Consider the following 17167-nt stretch of genomic DNA (forward strand, 5'->3'; position numbering starts at 1 on the left):
TTTGGCCAGTCAATGCTCATAGCATTGGCTGGCTGCTTTGTTTGGTTTCACAGTAATCAAGAGAACACTGAGAAGTATGACGAACAAAACCGAACACAGCACAACGGCAGCTCAACCAGAGCCCTCGGGAAACTGGCAGCGCATGATTGCTGGAGAACTGTATATCTCACACGATGCGTATACCACTCAAAACAATATGCGCAAACGCAAGATTATTCAGCAACTTGAGCGTGCAGATTATGATGCTTTTGACGAGCGAAACCGGCTATTCCATGAACTCTTTGCCGAGGCAGGTGAAGGGCTATTTATTGAGATGCCATTTAACTGTGATTATGGCTCAAATATTCGCGTGGGCAACAATTTTTATGCCAATATGAACTGTATTTTTCTTGATGTAGCGCCCATTACGATTGGCGACAACGTATTTATTGGGCCGCAGGTCGGGTTGTATACGCCGTATCATCCGGTAGATGCTGAAGTAAGAAATCAAAAACTCGAGGGCGGTTTACCAATCACGATTGGTAATGACGTATGGATCGGTGGCCATGCCACAATTTGCCCTGGCGTAACTATTGGTGACGATGTGGTTGTTGGTGCAGGAGCTGTTGTTACTAAGGATGTTGCAAACCACACGATTGTAGCCGGAAATCCTGCGCGTAAGATTCGCGAAATAACCGATGAAGACCGAGAGTATTGGCAGAGTAAAGCTGAACAATATTTTGCTTGGAAGCATGAAATAGGTGCATAACACTGTACTCAGAATTCGCAGTAATTAAGAGAATATTGAGCAGCATGACGAGCGATCCTCATGACGAGTGATCCCCATGACGAGAGTTTGCTTTGCTCGTCTGGTTTGTCTAGCCTTTTCATTTTGTTTGTCTGTGGTTTACGTGGAGTTCACTCGTTACTCAGTGAGCATGAGTATTGTTGTACCGAGCCGGAAGACCAGTAAGTGTCGATGAAGAATCACTTCGTAGTCTTGTGAAAAACAGCCCTAATCGTTGATGGGGCATGTGTAATCGGCGAAGAAGTGAAGTGCACCTATACGCATATGCAGCAGTAGAGCTGCACAGGAGCTTCAGTAGGTAAAGATATGAAGGAGCGTTACAATGCAACGTTCAACAAAACAAATCTTCGTAGGTATAACAGCAACAATAGCTGCATTATGTTGTGTATTTTCTAGTAGCGCTGCTATGGCTCAAGAATCCAGCAGCATGAATCTATTGCAGAAAATATTGCAAGATCCCTCGCAAGACTTTCCTAAACGTGGATGCTCTCGCAAGATGCCCTTTGGCACTCAGCGCAACTTGGAATGGTATGAGGTGCAGCATTCGGATTCTTCGAGAAAATACGGAGAATTTCTTATTTGTACAGCTATAGGACCTGAAATAAAGGTAAAAGGATCAGAAGACGGAAAACACCAATTTATGTATCCTGTAGATGATTCCATTCAGTATTTCAGTGCTGACGGATCAACAACAAGCCCGTTCAAAAAACTGAGGGTAACGAGACAATTCGGCATAGCGATAGACAATGCAGACAAAAACCCATATACGATTCGTTTAGGATATGCTCCAACGAGCGCATCGTATCAGGAGAATCTTTATGCTCAGTTCGCGGAGTGGACGCAAAATTACAAGCTGACTTTTAAATATACGCAGATTATTGAAGAGACCTTCTCTACCGATCATACGTATGAGTGTCCGGAATCGTATCGGTATGCTGTTTTTGAAGATTCGCGTGAGTCCTACACGAGAACAAAGAAACATCAGAAACACATTATCCGAATGACATATAAAACTAAAGACTCCTTCGTGGAAGGAGAGTTCAAACAGACAACGACTTTAAACTAGCGAAGAATCTGAAAAGTTTGCCGCATGATGCCTAACATTTTGCCATACTAAAAGGTATTCGTACCTTTTTGGAAGGATTTGTGGATGAGGCGAGCATTAATTGTTGTAGATATGCAGCCGACATTCTGTGAGGGTGGCGAACTTGCAGTTATGGGAGGCAATGCATTAGCCCAGCGTATTCATACATTTATTGAGCAGCATCGCGATATCTATGACTATGTGTGCACTACGCAGGATTGGCACATTAAACCAGGTAATCATTGGTCAGCCACGCCCGATTTTATAGATAGTTGGCCACGACATGGCGTAGCTTGCACACCTCATGCTCGTCTTCATCCACAAATTGCTGCGCTCGCTATTGACCACCATTTTTATAAAGGCCAATACAGTGCCGCATATTCTGGTTTTGAAGGTGTAGAAGACGCCACTGAGCATATGCAAACACCTGAGCAAGTACAGCAACTACTCAAGGATGGGCATACGCTTGATGCTGCATTGCATCAAGCACAGATAACTGATGTTGATGTTATTGGTTTGGCGCAGTCGCATTGTGTGAAAGATACTGCTCTTGATGCGCAACAGCGTGGATATCATACACGCGTATTGACTGATCTAACGTTGCCTGTAAGCGCTGAAATGGGCAAAGCTGCAGCCGCGCAAATGCAGTCTGCGGGGATTGAGCTGCTCACTGCTCAGGAGTCATTGCAGTAATGCACTAGCAGTAGTGCTCCCGTAGTAATACAGCTGCGCAGTGGAACTTCGTAACATTTGGCTAAGTAAACTGTCCTGCACGTTTACAATTTCTTCCTATGCAGTTCATGGTGTGTTCATCTTGAAGTAAATAAGAATGAATACAATTTACCTTCTAGTGAGCAATTGGAAGCACACTAGTGAGCTAGTGTGCTTTTCCATGTTGAATCACTGTAATTCCAATGAATTCAACCCTAACCAATGGTGGGGTATGAAAGTGGTGGAACGATCATGAAAAAACGTATAGGAAAAGTTTCCTGTTCTGCAGGCTTAGCGTTAATTGTGCTATTGAGCGGCATGCCGAATACTGCTGTTGCTGAGACTCAGGTCACGAGTAATCAAGACATTACGATTGCTGATAATTCAGGAATCAAAATAGTCGATGAAAATGGTGAGCCTCTGCAGAGTAGTTCACCTAATGTGGAATTCGAGCGTGGATGTACTCACGAAATGCCTCGTGGATCGACTCGCGGATTTAGAATTTGGGACGATGGTCCAGACCATTTCGAAATGTGCTTATCAGCAGGACCGCGAAATAAGACGAGTGATTTTCCCATTAAAAATTATTACAATGAAGCTGATGGATACCTGAGGCATTTTGGTGATAGGCCTTTTGACTATACAGATTTCACGGCAAAAATATATACCAAGTTTGCAAACATGAATTTATTTGGTAACACTGAAGCAATTATTGGTTATTCCAGATATAACAATGGTGTACAGAGTGGTTTTTCCCCTGGTAGTTACCAAAGAGTGTCAACGTTGTTCTGGTATGAGAGCGTTTACTATACGTACTCATACTCCCTAATAACGCAATCCCATTACATTACATGGCCTTCGAACTGTAAATACTCAGCATATGGAGCAACGCGTGGCTTCTTTAAGGTTTCAGAACAGACCAACGGATTCTATCTGAAATATCGATTATATGGTGGTCAAGAAGAAAGCCGTGGAGTGGTAGTTTCTCTTCCGGAATAGCAACCTCATCGGTATAGCAATGTATGCGATGCACAATAATGAGGGCTGCGTTGGTTTCCATGCAGCCCTCATAGTGTAATAGCTGTAATAGCGCATGTATAAAACGCAATTTTTTGCAGAATATTTCTGTAATATATTTCTGTAATATATTGCTGCGTTAGTTCTGACGCGCTAGTGTTGCATTACATTGCCAGTTGTGTTGCTGAGGCTTGTGCAACCGATGGTTTGCTCGCACGAAGATGTGCCGCAACAAGGCTGATGCACAAGAACAACACAGCGAAAGCCGTAACCAGTGCAAGACTCGAAGCATAGTTTGACCAGTGTGTTGCTGTTGCCGTATCAATACCAAGCGCATTATCAATAGCCGCGCAAGTCCACCAACCTGGCAGTGCTTTACCAATCGCAATCATGTAGCTTGGCGTCATACTCAGCGGTATTGCAACGCCAGAGGTAAACATAATAATGAGGCCGAAAATGTTCGCTAAGCCATTGCAGAAAGTTTCTGGCATATTGAATGCAGCCATCATGGCGCCAAAAGAAACACCAACAATAGCGAACATAGCTAGTGCCAATATAGCGCCAATGAAATGCACGCCATGACCTGCTGCTGCATTGAACAGCGAGCCGATATGCATGCCATTAACCAGAATCATGCCCATACTGAGCAGCACATAGGCGGCAGTGCAAATGAATCCGAGCACAATACAAGCAATCCATTGTTGCAGCGTCAGCGTCCATTGACGATGTGGGCCGAGATACAGTCTCATGCGCACCTCGCGCTTGGAAAATGCTAGCATCATCACTGCCGACAAAACAGCGCAGGCCGACATCATAGGGTAGAGGCCAAATTTTACGCACATACCAAACGTCAGCAGAGCCGCATCATCTTGTGACACCTGTTCCGTTCGCGTTTGCTGCGCGACGCGAATCGGTGGGTGCGCACTCTCACTAGTCATCAAATCAACAGCTTGTTTCATTGCCTTATTGAGTTCTGCAGTATTGAACGGGGCCGCCGTAGCTGCAGATACCAATGCGTCACTATCACGCTGCGCCTGTGCCGCAAGCGCTGTTTGTGTGAAGAACGAGTTGACGTCCATTGTGGTGAGTGCACCAGTTGCTGAGGTGTAGCTTGTTACGGTTTCTACGTTTGGCAGTTCGGTGTTATTGGTAATAGCGTCAAGGAATTGGTCGGTGAATCCGTGAGGCACGATGACTAGCAAATCGGTGTAGTTCGATGCGACTGCTTGTTGTAAGGATTCATCGGTGTCTTGAATCTCTACGATGGTTGCCATGGAACCGAGCGCCTGTTCGAGGCTGTGCTTCCAGCGCTGATCGGTAGTGTCTCGGTCAATAACGGATACCATTGGTTTGTCTGGCGTGAACGTATTACCGACTTTGGTGGCATAAGATGATGCCATTTGTTGACACATGCCAATCATCATGATGGACAAAAAGACTAAATAAATAATGATGTAGATCTTATGCGAGCGCATAACGCGTAATGCAGTGTTATAGGTGTGCATAACGGTGCCTCCTCAACATCAGTGATGCGCCAGCAATGCAGATCACGGCCATACCGACGACGATGCTTATGGTGCGGAGAAATGGCATAACGGAGTCGTAGAACAGAATGTCATAGAACAAGTCGGTTATTTGTTGTGCTGGATTCAGTGTTGCGAGCAGCGGTGCATTGCGTTTGATTTGATCGGAAAGTTCCATGGCGAACTGACCGTAGAGTCCTGAGAACAGGGAGAGTATGCAGGCAAGCATTGTGCCTATTCCTGTTTTGACGTTGAGTGAGAGATTTGGCAGTGCGCCAATGAGTATGCCCATGGCTGTGGCTAGGAAGGCTGCTGCAATACAGGAAATAACCGCCAAGCCTTCGCGTCCGCCGACTGATACGTGGCAAACGAAGCGAATATAAGCAACGGATACAATCAGCGCTATGCTGCAGCACAGCCAACTTGCTAGGAATATGCCGCATAGTTGCCTATATTTTGGTTGTGGACTCATCGATCGGCGCAGGCCTAATGCCGAGAGGTTTGCTTGGCATAATGCTACTGCGTTAATGGCGAAGCTCATGGACATGAGTGCGGCCATGCCAAGCAGTGCATAGAAGAAACGTGCTGCTTCTTCGGGCTTGAAATTAGTTAGGGTAACCTCATGGGTCACTGACGCTGTTGCGCGCTTAATGAGCTGTTCATGGAATTGTGGGTTCGCTAGCAGTTGTGGATTTTGTTGGCCGACTGCTGTGACTCCTTGCAATATCTGATTAAACGAGGCGAGCGCCGTATTAATTATGGAGAGTCCTGTATGTACATCAGAAGCGTCTTGTATACCTTCAGCTTTGATTGCCGTTGATGCACTAATCGTTAAAGACAGTTCACCCTTGGTATTGGTTTGAATATAGCCGAGTATGCCATCATCATGCTTCAGCAAATCAATAGCTTCATGAGTAGTAGCTACAGGATGCGCGTCAATCAGGGTTTGTGTTTGCGGACGTTGCTGCACCGTATTAGGAGCGCACGCTGAAGAAGACTCTAGTTGCTGCGTATTACGACTAATAGCAGTGATAAAGGTTTGCGTAAATGGATTTGCACAATACGCACGGTCTTGTACCACGGCAATAGGCTGGGGATGAATGTCATAGGCTTCACCAAGGTTGGCAAACATGCCATTAAACATCGTGGCTAACGCAATAGGGAATACGAACAGCCAGAACAACGCTGACTTTTCACGCAGATTGGTTTTCATCGTAATCAGAAATGTCTGCCACATCGTCGCCTCCTTTCCTCACCGTTGAGGATGATTACACTGCTTTAGTCACGGAGTTCTGTACCGGTAAGTTCAAGGAACACGTCATTAAGCGTTGGTGGACGAGCACTGACATGGCCTACAGGAATGCCATCGTTATGCAGCACACTGAGCACATCCACAAGATTGTGTTCACCACGCTGTGCTTCAACAGTTAATTCTGTATTGGCATACTGCACTTCAATAACGAAGGGAAGCGCTCGCAACCGTTGAAGCACACTTGTTTGCAAATCAGGATGCTCCGCGAGCGCTGGTGCTTCAATAACGATGCGCTCGCCAGCTTGTACAGAATTTTTGAGTGCTTCTGCAGTACCCAGTGCAATGCATGTGCCATGATCAATAATTTCAATACGATTGCAGAGTTGTTCCACTTCTTCCATGTAGTGGCTCGTATAAATTATGGTTGCACCCTGACGGTTGAGTTCTTGAATGCCATCGAGTATGGCGTTACGACTTTGTGGATCAACAGCCACAGTTGGTTCGTCAAAGAAAATAAGGTCTGGCCGGTGCACAATACCGCATGCAATATTAAGTCGCCTTAAGAGGCCTCCGGACAGTGCTTTTGGCCTAAACTTGCGATAATCATCGAGCCCAACAAACGCAATAGCTTCGTCTACGAGTTGGTTGCGCTGTTTGCGATCGTTGATATAGAGGGAGCAGAAGTAGCGAATATTCTCTAATACGGTGAGCTCGTTAAACACGGCAACGTCTTGTGGCACCACACCAATACGTCGTTTTAATGCATAATTCGCTGGCGTCAGTTCTTGCCCGAATACGTGAATCGATCCTGAATCGTAGGAGAGTAGTCCCAAAATACAGTTGATGGCCGTTGTTTTTCCGGAGCCGTTCGGTCCGAGTAGCCCAAAGATTTCGCGTTTATTGACATGTAGATCAAGATCGTTGAGTGCTATATGCGTTCCGTATCGTTTCACTAAATGCTGTACAGTAACCGCCATCGGTGTTGGTGTGGTGGCATCCATGTCGGGCTCCTTAAAAAAGAAACAAAAGCGCTGCCTGCTTAGCACACACAAGGAGCAGGCAGCGCGGGGAAGGTAAAAGCCAGAGTCAGGAAAGAACCCTGATCATACAATGCATGACACATTGCTGCAAAGCCGGCTTTTACACGCTACTGAGGCTTAATCATTGACATAGCATGAGGCTGGATAGCTCATGTAATTCAACGGATCAAGCTGATCGACAGTAAGAACGCCTGCTGGAGCATTCAGCACAGAAGGAATACGGTTCACAATCGTGCCGCAGGTCAGTTCTACTGTTGCTGGCTTCGTGATATGGAATTCCAAATCTGGTTCACCGCTAATCGTCCAATCGCACATATCACCATCATCGGGGCCATACACTTTGCCAATGCACGCGGTTTCTAAGGTGATACCCTGATTCGTTTCCGTCGTCACCACAGCAGACATACCAATACACATGCCAGCAGGAATCGTCTTACCCATAGTCTCGGAATACACATCAGTTTCCGAGAAATATGGCACTGACTTCTGCGTCGTAGAACGAATCGTCAAACCTAAATGCTGTGCCAAGGCTTCATTCGAATTCCAAACATAACTTGGCACAATAGTGTCTGGATGCGCGAGCTCCTGCTCAAACTGTTCCGCCGTAAGACCAACACCATGAGCCTGCGCCAAAGCCAAGCCATAATCCTCAACGTTGTAACTGACTGCGCCAGTAATCTTCTTCACCGATGCACAACCTGCAGCAACACCAGCAACCATGTTGATCCAATACAAATCCTGCATGCCAGAACCCACAAATGTGGCGCCATGCTCCTTCGCTAAACGATCAAGACGATTCGTAATTGCTGGGGCAGTGGTCCAAGGATAAATAGCCTCTTCACAAGTCGTAATAACAGAAACACCACGAGCCAAGCACTTCATCACCATTGGCTCAATGTCTTCCATAAAACTAAACAGCGTCACAACAGCGATATCAGCATCGCACTCATCAAGCACAGCATCGGCATCATTACGAATAGGCACACCAATTGGCCCAATATTGGCAAACTCACCAACATCCATACCAACAACATCAGGATTAATATCAATGGCACCAACAATATGAATGCCGTGTTCATGCATATATCGCACCGTGTATTGCGCCATCTTGCCGCAACCATACTGAATTGCCCTAATAGGTTCCATGCCATACTCCTTCGTGTGGTGAAACGTGGCCGTTCTTACGGTCTTACTGCTGTTCTCTATAACAGTGAAAGCCTTCAAACGGTTGATCGTCACTATAGTCGGCCAAGGAAGCGATGTCTTATCTTTCCCTAGAAATGGACAAAAGTTTCCGGAATACGGGGTGACCCCGATTTGTTGGAGTCCATAGGGCAGTTTCACTGTTAATATTCAGTAAGTTTGTTGCTAATGTTCGGAGTTATACAGCAATGAAGCCGTAGAATGTACGCCAGAACGCTATGGCTACAACGTGGCAAAAGTTAGGGCCACACAGTTAAGAAAAGGAAACAAGTCATGTCATACGGACCACAACCAAATGGCAACGGCAACCGATATCAGGGTCAGCAGCCTTACGGCCAGCAACCATACGGCCAGCAGCAGCCTTACGGCCAGCAGCAGCCATATGGCCAGCCATACAATCCTCAGTATGCACAGGCATCCGCATACGCCCCAAACCCAAACGCTTACGGACAAGCCACAATGGATGCAGCTTCGCAAGCAACCTATGAGCGTGCAACACACGATTCGGTAACGCGCACCTATGCAGAAATGACCATTGGTCTGCTCATCACCGCAGCTGTTGCATTCCTGACGCAGATCACGGGTGCTTATGTTGCATTCCTGCGTGCCACCGGCATGTTTGGCATCATTCTCGTTGCCATCGTGCAAATCGGCTTGGCCATCTACTTGGGTGCTCGTGTTATGAATATGCAAGCATCTAAGGCTCGCGTCTGGTTCTACGTATTCGCAGCATTGATGGGCTTCACACTGAGCACGATTTTCATGGCCTATGATCTAGGCACCATTGGATTCGCACTCGCATTAACCGCAGGCTTCTTCTTCGCACTGACGATGTTCGGTCTGACGACCAAGGGCAACATGCTCAAGGCCGGCCCAATCCTGCTCATTGGTCTGATCGTACTGATCGTAGGACAGCTGCTCGTAATGTTCCTGTTCCCAGGCAACACGGGCATGATGGTCATCACCGCAATCGGCATTGTGCTGTTCGCAGGCCTGACGATTTACGATACGCAGTTCATGAAGATGGCATTCGCCACTTACGCTGCACAGGGTCCAGAAATGATTAAGCGCATTTCTGTGCTGTGCGCACTGAACCTGTACCTCGACTTCGTCAACATGTTCCTGTACATCCTGCGCCTCGTTGGCAACCGCGACTAATCGCAGCCCACGAATAACGCTTAACCCATAAACAGAAGGGTCCTGTTCCACAACGGAGCAGGACCCTTCAGTTTTGTGTAACAAACGTAAGTTGTTTTAGTTATTTCTGGTTTCAGACATTGCTGATTTCAGATGTTGCATGCAACGTGCAGATCACAGCCACGAGAAATCGCTGCGATCGTCAGTTTCTTCAGCATGAGGCCTTTCCACAGGAGCATCAACGCCCTGAGGAGCACCATTAATGTCACGATGAATCGACTGCATTTGCGTTTCCACATTCTGCAGCGAACGAGCACAATCAAGCAGCGTCTGCTCATGCTCAGTCAACTTGTCATCATCAATATCGGACTTATAACGCAGCGCATGCTCAAGCGAAGCCCAATAATCCATAGCAATCGTACGGAACTGCACTTCAACAGGCGTGTAATGCGCACCAGTTGACAAGAACACAGGCACCGCATAAATCACATGCAATGAACGGTAGCCGTTCTGCTTTGGATTACGAATATAATCCTTCACACGCAGCACCTGAATGTCAGACTGAGCCGACAAATAATTCGAAACAGAGTAAACATCATCGCGATAATTGCAAATCACGCGAATACCAGCGACATCAAACAGATTATTGCGAATGGCCTCAATCGTCTTTGGCAGGCCTCGACGCTCGAGCTTCTCCATAATTGAGTCCACAGACTTCAACCTGCGTTCCATATGATGAATCGGGTCATGCTCGAACATCACCTGGAATTCGGTATCAAGAATCTCAAGCTTGGTGCTTATCTCATACATAGCACCTTCATACACTTGCATCTGATTAATAAAGTCCGCAACCTCAAACAACTGATTTGGAGGGTTATCGGTACCTTTATCTACCAACTGATTCAAGCGCATGCTCAGTTCTGCAGAATTCAGGCGATTTTGTCGATCTAATATCACGACCTATATTGTAGCGACTTTGTGATGATCGTGGACGGGAGAGTTCTGAAGAACTCGTGCAGAAATAATGAAAGGCGACATGAGTTTACTCGCTTGGTCCGCGGTCGCACGCTAGCATTAGGCGCATGGATGAAGAGATGATGACACTTGAAGAACGAGAAAGTGCCACAAGCGATGAGCCAGCAGCAAATCGCGGTAAGGGCGTGTTCTACGTTCATACGCTCGGCTGCCAGATGAATGTGCACGATTCCGAACGTATTGCCGGCGTACTCGAAGCAGACGGTTACGTACCAGCAACCCAGCAGCAGATCGAAGATCAAGATCTTGACTTAATTGTGCTCAACACCTGCGCTGTGCGTGAGAATGCTGCAGAACGCATGTATGGCACCGTTGGCCACTGGAATTTCAATAAGAAGCGCAATCCAAATGCGCAGTTTGCTGTTGGCGGCTGCATGGCTCAGCTCGACCGCGAACGCATTTGTGAAAAGGCCCCATGGGTTTCGGCCGTATTCGGTACGAAGAATATTGGCGATTTGCCAGTATTGCTTGATCAGAACCGCATTTCTGGCAAGCCGGAGGTCAAGGTTGTGGACGATCTCAAGGTGTTCCCAAGTGATCTGCCTGTTGACCGCGCTAACAAGGTTTCGAACTGGGTTTCTATTTCCGTGGGCTGCAATAACACGTGCACGTTCTGCATTGTGCCAACCACGCGCGGTAAAGAACACGATCGTCGCCCAGGTGATGTGCTTGCTGAAGTGCAGCGCTGCGTTGAACAGGGTGCCAAAGAGGTAACGCTGCTCGGCCAGAACGTGAACTCGTACGGTTACGGCATTGGCGACCGTTTCGCCTTCTCCAAGCTGCTGCGTGCCTGCGGCAATATCGAAGGCCTAGAACGCGTGCGTTTCACCAGTCCTCATCCAGCAGCTTTCACTGACGATGTTATTGAAGCTATGGCTGAAACGCCAAATATTATGCACCAGCTGCACTTCCCATTGCAGTCGGGTTCGGATCGCATTCTGCGCGCTATGCGCCGCTCGTATCGTACGCAAAAGTTCATGACGATTCTCGACAAAATCCGTGCAGCAATGCCAGACGCTCAGATCTCCACCGATATTATTGTGGGCTTCCCAGGTGAGACCGAAGAGGACTTCCAAGCCACGCTCGATATTGTCAAGCGCGCTCGTTTCGCCTCGGCATTCACGTTTATTTATTCTCCACGTCCAGGCACGCCAGCAGCCGCAATGGAACAGGTGCCTCACGAGGTGGCTCAGGATCGTCTGGAACGTCTGCTTGCCGTACAGGAGCAGATTACGACTGAGAATCTTGCGTCGTTCGAGGGCAAGGACGTTGAGGTTATGGTTACGGGCGTTTCGGGACGTAAAGATGATGCTACGCATCGTGTTACGGGCCGTGAGCGTACGGGTCAGCTTGTGCATATTGGCGTGCCAGAAGGTTTCGATATGCCTCAGATTGGCGATTTTGTTACGGCAACAGTGACGCACGCTGCTCGCCACAATCTGATCGCTGATCCAGATCTGAGCCTCGGCCAGACCTATAGCGTTCGCCACTAACGTTTGGCTTGTTGTCATCTTTTTTATTTCTCGCGTAGCGACTTGAGTGCTTCGTACCTCAAGCCGTTACGCGGTCGACTGTAGTGTAAGAAGTTATGGACGTATCACAGCAATTCACCAACACCAACCAAACGCAAACCCCACGAGTCGTATCGATTGTGGGACCAACTGCGTCGGGTAAAACAGGCCTTGGTATTGCTGTAGCGAAACGACTGGCTGAACGCGGGGAGCGAGCCGAGATCGTTAATGCTGATGCCTACCAAATGTATACAGGCATGGATATTGGTACGGCCAAAGCCAGCGCCGAGGAACGTGCGCAAGTCAAGCACCATTTGATTGACATTATTGCGCCAACCGAAACGATGACTGTGGCCAAGTTCCAAGACCTTGCACGTAACACAATTGCTGAGTTGCAGAGCCAAGGCATCCGTCCAATTCTCGTGGGTGGATCGGGTCTCTACGCACGTGCAGCAATTGATGAGATTTCGTTCCCGGGAACCGATCCAGCAGTGCGCGCCAAGCTTGAACAGCGCGCCGAAGAAGAAGGATCGGGCATCCTGTTCCAAGAGTTGCAGCAGAAAGATCCAAAAGCTGCAGCAGCAATGGACTCACGCAATGTGCGTCGTACGATTCGTGCGCTTGAAGTTATTGAAATTACAGGCAAGCCATTTTCAGCGAATCTGCCGAGGTATCGGTATGTGATTCCTTCGGTACAAATTGGTCTTGATTTGTCGCGCCCTGATTTGGATGCACGCATTGACCTGCGTACACAGCAGATGTTTGATGAAGGCTTTGTGGCTGAAGTCGAGCGTATTCGACCAGAGCTTGGTTCGACGGCTTCGCGTGCTCTGGGCTACCTGCAGGTTATTGATTACTTAGATGGCATGCGCACCTTGGACGAAACCAAGGCCGATATTGCACAAAAGACGAAGCGCTTGGCACGCAAGCAAATGGGTTGGTTCGGCCGTGATCCGCGCATTCACTGGCTCAACGCTTTAAACCCAGAGCTCGTTGACAATGCCATGGCCATTATTGACCATGCTGACGCAGGTGACTACGACGCTATCGATATGCATGCTGACGAATATGTGCAGCATCATTTAGGCGAAGTACACAGCTGAGGCGCGTAGTTGAGGCACACAGCGCAGAGCCTCAATCCGTCAGTGTGCTGGACCTTGATCCCAACCAGAGACCAAGAAAATGCGGCTCAGATTTGCTGGGCGAGCAATACGATCGAACATCTTATAGAAGCCTGAGGTGTCGCCGTTATAGGCCAAGTGCTTCGCATGCTCATATTCGTCGCGCGTTACCGTGCCCCAATCAAGATCCCAACCGGCAAAATGAGTCAGGCGCGAAATAAAAATACGCAACACTGCTGCATTACCGCCAACAAATGGATGCAAATAACCGAGCTCATCATAAATGTGAGCCAAAGCCTGAATTAAATCATCACGATCAAGGCCACGGAACTCATGCATATCGGCCATTTCGCTGGCAATATTCGTAGCGCCCATCTCAATAAAATCGGCAGGGAAGAACGATACATTACAATTGCATCGCCTTGCAGTCTGCTCAGTACGCAACTGACCTGCGTCATCAAACACATCGCTGTAGAGACGCTTGTGAATGCTAATCAGCTCATCAAGGCCGCCGCACTGATCCCAACCCTCATCGGCGAGCCACACTGTGCGTGCCAGCACAGCATCACGATGACTTGCTCCATATTCGTCGGCAAACTGCACGAGCTGACGAGCACTTAAATCGCCATCCTCGTAACTTTGCAGACCAGCAAGCATCGGCTCTGAAGGCGTCATTGCTTCTATCGCGCAGTTCTTTAATGCAAATGCGACTACGCTCGCACGTTCTGCTGGTGTCATGCCCCCGAGTCTAGCGCAAAAAAATTCTAAATATTACCCCATATACAAAATGGACGGTGAACAAGTAGAATCTGGAATGTTATGGCACAATCATCCTCCCCAAAACGTTCGTCCTCTTCGCCGAGAAGCACACGCTCCTCATCACAACGATCAGTCGACGATGAAGCATACGAATCGATCGGCAAGCGCATTCTCCTTGCCCTTCCTCGCGCAATCGGCGCAGGCGTCCGCCGCGTCAGCGTAGGCGAATACGATCCCGCATATCGCCGCGATGGATTGTGCTTTGTGCTGCTGATTTTATCGGTGTTCTTCTGCGGATCTGAATGGTTCCGCGTCACCGGCCCATTCGGCCAGGCACTGCACACGTTCGCATCCGGCTTGTTCGGCATGTTCAGCGTTGTCGTTCCAGTACTGCTCTTTATTATTGCCATCCGCCTCATGCGTAACGCTGGTCAAGATTCCGGCAACCCACGCGTGATTTTAGGTTGGTTCCTGCTGCTGTGGTCACTGTGCTCGATTGTTGACATCATCATCGCTGCGTCCGACCATCACTTCTCGTGGCCTGTTATTCGTTCCGCTGGCGGCCTGTTAGGTTTCGTCATCGGCTCGCCACTGGCATGGGGACTTTCTCCAAGTTTTGCAATTATTGTGTTCGTGATCGTGGCACTGTTCTCCGTGCTTTTGCTGACCCGTACGCATGTTACTGATATTCCAGATCGTGTGCGTTCGCTCACGGGTCGTGCGAGCGGCACCTCGAACAATGCCGACGGTACGGAAACAGCCGTTATGGATTCGCAGTTCTCTGACGATTACATGGACTCCAATGGTCTGCAATTCGCAGCAGGCGTGCCACTGCATGACGGCACGGATTACGACGAAGCACCAGAACCAAAGGTGCCATGGTATAAGCGTCTGTTCCAGCGCAAGCATGATCGCAAGTCCGATCCAATGCTGGACGAATACGCAGGTGATGAAGCATTCCAGCACGCCATGTCTCAGCACGGTCAAACGGCTGAAACGGAAATTGTGCCATCAAACCACCACAGTAATTACAATTCACCTGAACTCGCACAAACGATGGTGATGCCACCAACGTTGGCCCCAGAACATGATCCTTGGGCAGCGCTCGATGAGACGAACGCTGAGCAAGTCAACATGGCTACGGGAGAAATCGTGCCAACGGCAGCACTGGCTCAGGGCACGCTGGGCAGCGCACCTGCTGCATCCGCCGCAGCACCAGCTGCTACAGTGACGCCAGAAGTAGTCAGCATGGGTGACGATGATGGCGTCTCTGATGAAGATGAAGCAGACGAAGCAGTACTGGCTCCATACCAGCTGCCAAATCTTGATCTGCTGGCCAAGGGTAAGCCTCACGCTGCTCGTACGCCTGCTAATGATCAGGTAATTAGGGCACTGACGAATACGTTCCACGAATTCAATGTGGATGCTAAGGTGATCGGCTTCCTGCGTGGTCCTTCGGTGACGCAGTACGAAGTGGAACTCGGCCCAGGCGTTAAGGTCGAGAAGGTTACGAACCTGCAGAAGAACATTGCATACGCCGTCGCTAGTACGGATGTGCGAATTCTTTCACCAATCCCAGGTAAGTCGGCAATTGGTATTGAAATTCCAAACGTCGATCGTGAGATTGTGCACTTGGGTGATGTGCTGCGTTCCGACAAGGCACTCAACGATCCAAACCCAATGGTGACCGGTGTGGGCAAGGACGTGGAAGGCCACTTCGTGACGGCTGACCTGACGAAGATGCCTCACTTGCTCGTCGCAGGTGCTACTGGTTCTGGTAAGTCAAGTTTCATTAACTCGATGCTGACGTCGATTGTTATGCGCGCAACACCGGAACAGGTACGCATGATTCTTGTCGATCCTAAGCGCGTTGAACTTTCGGCATACTCGGGTATTCCACATCTGCTGACGCCAATTATTACGGATCCAAAGAAGGCAGCTCAGGCACTCGAATGGGTTGTCAAAGAGATGGATGCACGTTACTCCGACCTCGAATTCTTCGGATTCCGCCACGTCAAGGACTTCAACGAAGCAGTGCGCGCAGGTAAGGTGCATGCACCAGCTGGTTCGAAACGCAAGGTTGTTCCATACCCATATCTGCTTGTGGTCGTCGACGAGATGGCTGATCTGATGATGGTGGCCAAGAATGACGTCGAAAGCTCGATTCAGCGTATTACGCAGTTGGCTCGTGCAGCAGGCGTGCACTTGGTGCTGGCAACGCAGCGCCCATCGGTTGATGTTGTTACTGGTCTGATCAAGGCAAATATTCCTTCGCGTTTGGCCTTCGCAACCTCGTCGGCAACGGATTCTCGAGTTATTCTCGACACCACTGGTGCAGAAACGCTGATTGGTCAGGGTGATGCACTGTTCCTGCCAATGGGATCGGCTAAGCCAATTCGTGTACAGGGCTCGTGGGTTAACGAATCGGAAATTCGCCGTGCTGTTGAATTTGTGCGCACGCAGCGCAAGCCGCACTACCGCGAAGATATTGAAGAGATGGCCAAGGAAGCTGATACCAAGAAGGCAGATCCAACCGAAGAAATCGGTAACGATATGGAAGACCTGTTGCAGGCTGCTGAGCTCGTGGTTACGAACCGGTTCGGTTCCACTTCGATGCTGCAGCGCAAGCTACGTATTGGTTTCGCTCGTGCAGGCAGACTCATGGATTTGCTCGAATCGCGTGGCGTGGTTGGACCTTCTGAAGGATCTAAGGCTAGGGAAGTGCTTGTGCAGCCACAAGACCTGCCACAGGTATTGGCCTTTATTAAGGGTGAAACCACTTCATTGCAAACCTCGGGGCAGAGTGAAGCGGCCTAATCTTCAGCTGATTGCTGCAGTCTGAACGCAATGAATGAGCAGCGAATGAGCAGCAAATAAGCGACGAAAGAGCGCAGAAGATAAGCTCCGCGCTGTGCTATAAGAACTACGATGTGTTGTTTTGACACATCGTAGTTTTATTATGGGAGCTTGTATGCGTTTGCAGTTCG

14 protein-coding genes are annotated in these 17167 nt (G+C 48.7%); 8 read left to right on the forward strand and 6 right to left on the reverse strand.

Going from position 1 to position 17167, the window contains the following annotated elements:
* The first annotated feature begins 76 nt into the window (after positions 1 to 76).
* The 4 genes from D2E26_RS01580 to D2E26_RS01595 all read left to right on the forward strand — a co-directional run bounded on the left by D2E26_RS01580 (position 77) and on the right by D2E26_RS01595 (position 3581).
* Positions 77 to 748 carry a sugar O-acetyltransferase gene (locus D2E26_RS01580; protein WP_125962947.1) on the forward strand — a complete coding sequence of 224 codons (672 nt, stop codon included), beginning with the start codon at positions 77 to 79 and terminating at the stop codon, positions 746 to 748.
* 361 nt (positions 749 to 1109) lie between these two features.
* Positions 1110 to 1853, forward strand: coding sequence for a hypothetical protein (locus D2E26_RS01585; RefSeq protein ID WP_125962948.1), 744 nt, complete (start codon positions 1110 to 1112; stop codon positions 1851 to 1853).
* Between the two features lie 84 nt (positions 1854 to 1937).
* Entirely contained in the window at positions 1938 to 2564 is a 627-nt protein-coding gene (locus tag D2E26_RS01590; RefSeq protein ID WP_125962949.1) for an isochorismatase family protein, read from the forward strand.
* Between the two features lie 240 nt (positions 2565 to 2804).
* Entirely contained in the window at positions 2805 to 3581 is a 777-nt protein-coding gene (locus tag D2E26_RS01595) for a hypothetical protein (protein ID WP_125962950.1), read from the forward strand.
* A gap of 182 nt (positions 3582 to 3763) precedes the next feature.
* Here the strand turns inward: D2E26_RS01595 and D2E26_RS01600 are convergent, their stop codons facing one another.
* The 4 genes from D2E26_RS01600 to D2E26_RS01615 form a co-directional block, all read right to left on the reverse strand.
* The gene (locus tag D2E26_RS01600) at positions 3764 to 5104 is read right to left on the reverse strand and encodes an ABC transporter permease (protein WP_125962951.1); all 1341 of its coding nucleotides are present in this window, start codon (positions 5102 to 5104) and stop codon (positions 3764 to 3766) included.
* Positions 5091 to 6359: an ABC transporter permease gene (locus D2E26_RS01605; RefSeq protein WP_125962952.1), complete on the reverse strand. Its 1269-nt coding sequence runs from the start codon at positions 6357 to 6359 to the stop codon at positions 5091 to 5093. Before D2E26_RS01605 ends, D2E26_RS01600 begins: the two co-directional genes overlap by 14 nt.
* 41 nt (positions 6360 to 6400) lie before the next feature.
* Positions 6401 to 7375 (reverse strand): ABC transporter ATP-binding protein, encoded by a 975-nt coding sequence (locus D2E26_RS01610; protein ID WP_125962953.1) that lies wholly within the window; start codon positions 7373 to 7375, stop codon positions 6401 to 6403.
* Between the two features lie 156 nt (positions 7376 to 7531).
* A complete protein-coding gene (locus D2E26_RS01615; RefSeq protein ID WP_125962954.1) occupies positions 7532 to 8560 on the reverse strand; it encodes an NAD(P)H-dependent amine dehydrogenase family protein in 1029 nt (342 codons plus the stop codon).
* A gap of 330 nt (positions 8561 to 8890) precedes the next feature.
* Between D2E26_RS01615 and D2E26_RS01620 the strand changes: the two genes are divergently transcribed.
* Complete coding sequence (locus D2E26_RS01620; RefSeq protein ID WP_125962955.1) at positions 8891 to 9775, forward strand: Bax inhibitor-1/YccA family protein; 885 nt, start codon at positions 8891 to 8893, stop codon at positions 9773 to 9775.
* Positions 9776 to 9928: 153 nt separating this feature from the next.
* On the opposite strand, the gene D2E26_RS01625 is transcribed toward D2E26_RS01620, so the two are convergent.
* Positions 9929 to 10711, reverse strand: a complete 783-nt coding sequence (locus D2E26_RS01625; protein WP_420897184.1) for a GTP pyrophosphokinase — start codon at positions 10709 to 10711, stop codon at positions 9929 to 9931.
* A 125-nt stretch (positions 10712 to 10836) separates the two neighbouring features.
* On the opposite strand from D2E26_RS01625, the gene miaB reads away from it, so the two are divergent.
* Both miaB and miaA read left to right on the forward strand, forming a co-directional pair.
* Entirely contained in the window at positions 10837 to 12282 is a 1446-nt protein-coding gene (gene miaB, locus D2E26_RS01630) for a tRNA (N6-isopentenyl adenosine(37)-C2)-methylthiotransferase MiaB (RefSeq protein ID WP_125962956.1), read from the forward strand.
* Between the two features lie 95 nt (positions 12283 to 12377).
* Entirely contained in the window at positions 12378 to 13403 is a 1026-nt protein-coding gene (gene miaA / locus D2E26_RS01635; protein ID WP_125962957.1) for a tRNA (adenosine(37)-N6)-dimethylallyltransferase MiaA, read from the forward strand.
* Between the two features lie 39 nt (positions 13404 to 13442).
* Here the strand turns inward: miaA and D2E26_RS01640 are convergent, their stop codons facing one another.
* Entirely contained in the window at positions 13443 to 14159 is a 717-nt protein-coding gene (locus D2E26_RS01640; RefSeq protein WP_125962958.1) for a Fic family protein, read from the reverse strand.
* Positions 14160 to 14336: 177 nt separating this feature from the next.
* Between D2E26_RS01640 and D2E26_RS01645 the strand changes: the two genes are divergently transcribed.
* Entirely contained in the window at positions 14337 to 16997 is a 2661-nt protein-coding gene (locus D2E26_RS01645; RefSeq protein WP_420897197.1) for an FtsK/SpoIIIE family DNA translocase, read from the forward strand.
* The last annotated feature ends 170 nt before the right edge of the window (positions 16998 to 17167 follow it).

The organism is Bifidobacterium dolichotidis, assembly GCF_003951975.1.
Lineage (GTDB): Bacteria > Actinomycetota > Actinomycetes > Actinomycetales > Bifidobacteriaceae > Bifidobacterium > Bifidobacterium dolichotidis.

Coding starts and splice junctions, on each gene's coding strand:
- D2E26_RS01590 (WP_125962949.1), top strand. CDS start 1,938: ATGAGGCGAGCATTAATTGTTGTAGATATGCAGCCGACATTCTGTGAG.
- D2E26_RS01615 (WP_125962954.1), bottom strand. CDS start 8,560: ATGGAACCTATTAGGGCAATTCAGTATGGTTGCGGCAAGATGGCGCAA.
- D2E26_RS01595 (WP_125962950.1), top strand. CDS start 2,805: ATGGTGGGGTATGAAAGTGGTGGAACGATCATGAAAAAACGTATAGGA.
- D2E26_RS01600 (WP_125962951.1), bottom strand. CDS start 5,104: ATGCACACCTATAACACTGCATTACGCGTTATGCGCTCGCATAAGATC.
- D2E26_RS01585 (WP_125962948.1), top strand. CDS start 1,110: ATGCAACGTTCAACAAAACAAATCTTCGTAGGTATAACAGCAACAATA.
- miaB (WP_125962956.1), top strand. CDS start 10,837: ATGGATGAAGAGATGATGACACTTGAAGAACGAGAAAGTGCCACAAGC.
- D2E26_RS01605 (WP_125962952.1), bottom strand. CDS start 6,359: ATGTGGCAGACATTTCTGATTACGATGAAAACCAATCTGCGTGAAAAG.
- D2E26_RS01610 (WP_125962953.1), bottom strand. CDS start 7,375: ATGGATGCCACCACACCAACACCGATGGCGGTTACTGTACAGCATTTA.
- miaA (WP_125962957.1), top strand. CDS start 12,378: ATGGACGTATCACAGCAATTCACCAACACCAACCAAACGCAAACCCCA.
- D2E26_RS01580 (WP_125962947.1), top strand. CDS start 77: ATGACGAACAAAACCGAACACAGCACAACGGCAGCTCAACCAGAGCCC.
- D2E26_RS01620 (WP_125962955.1), top strand. CDS start 8,891: ATGTCATACGGACCACAACCAAATGGCAACGGCAACCGATATCAGGGT.
- D2E26_RS01640 (WP_125962958.1), bottom strand. CDS start 14,159: ATGACACCAGCAGAACGTGCGAGCGTAGTCGCATTTGCATTAAAGAAC.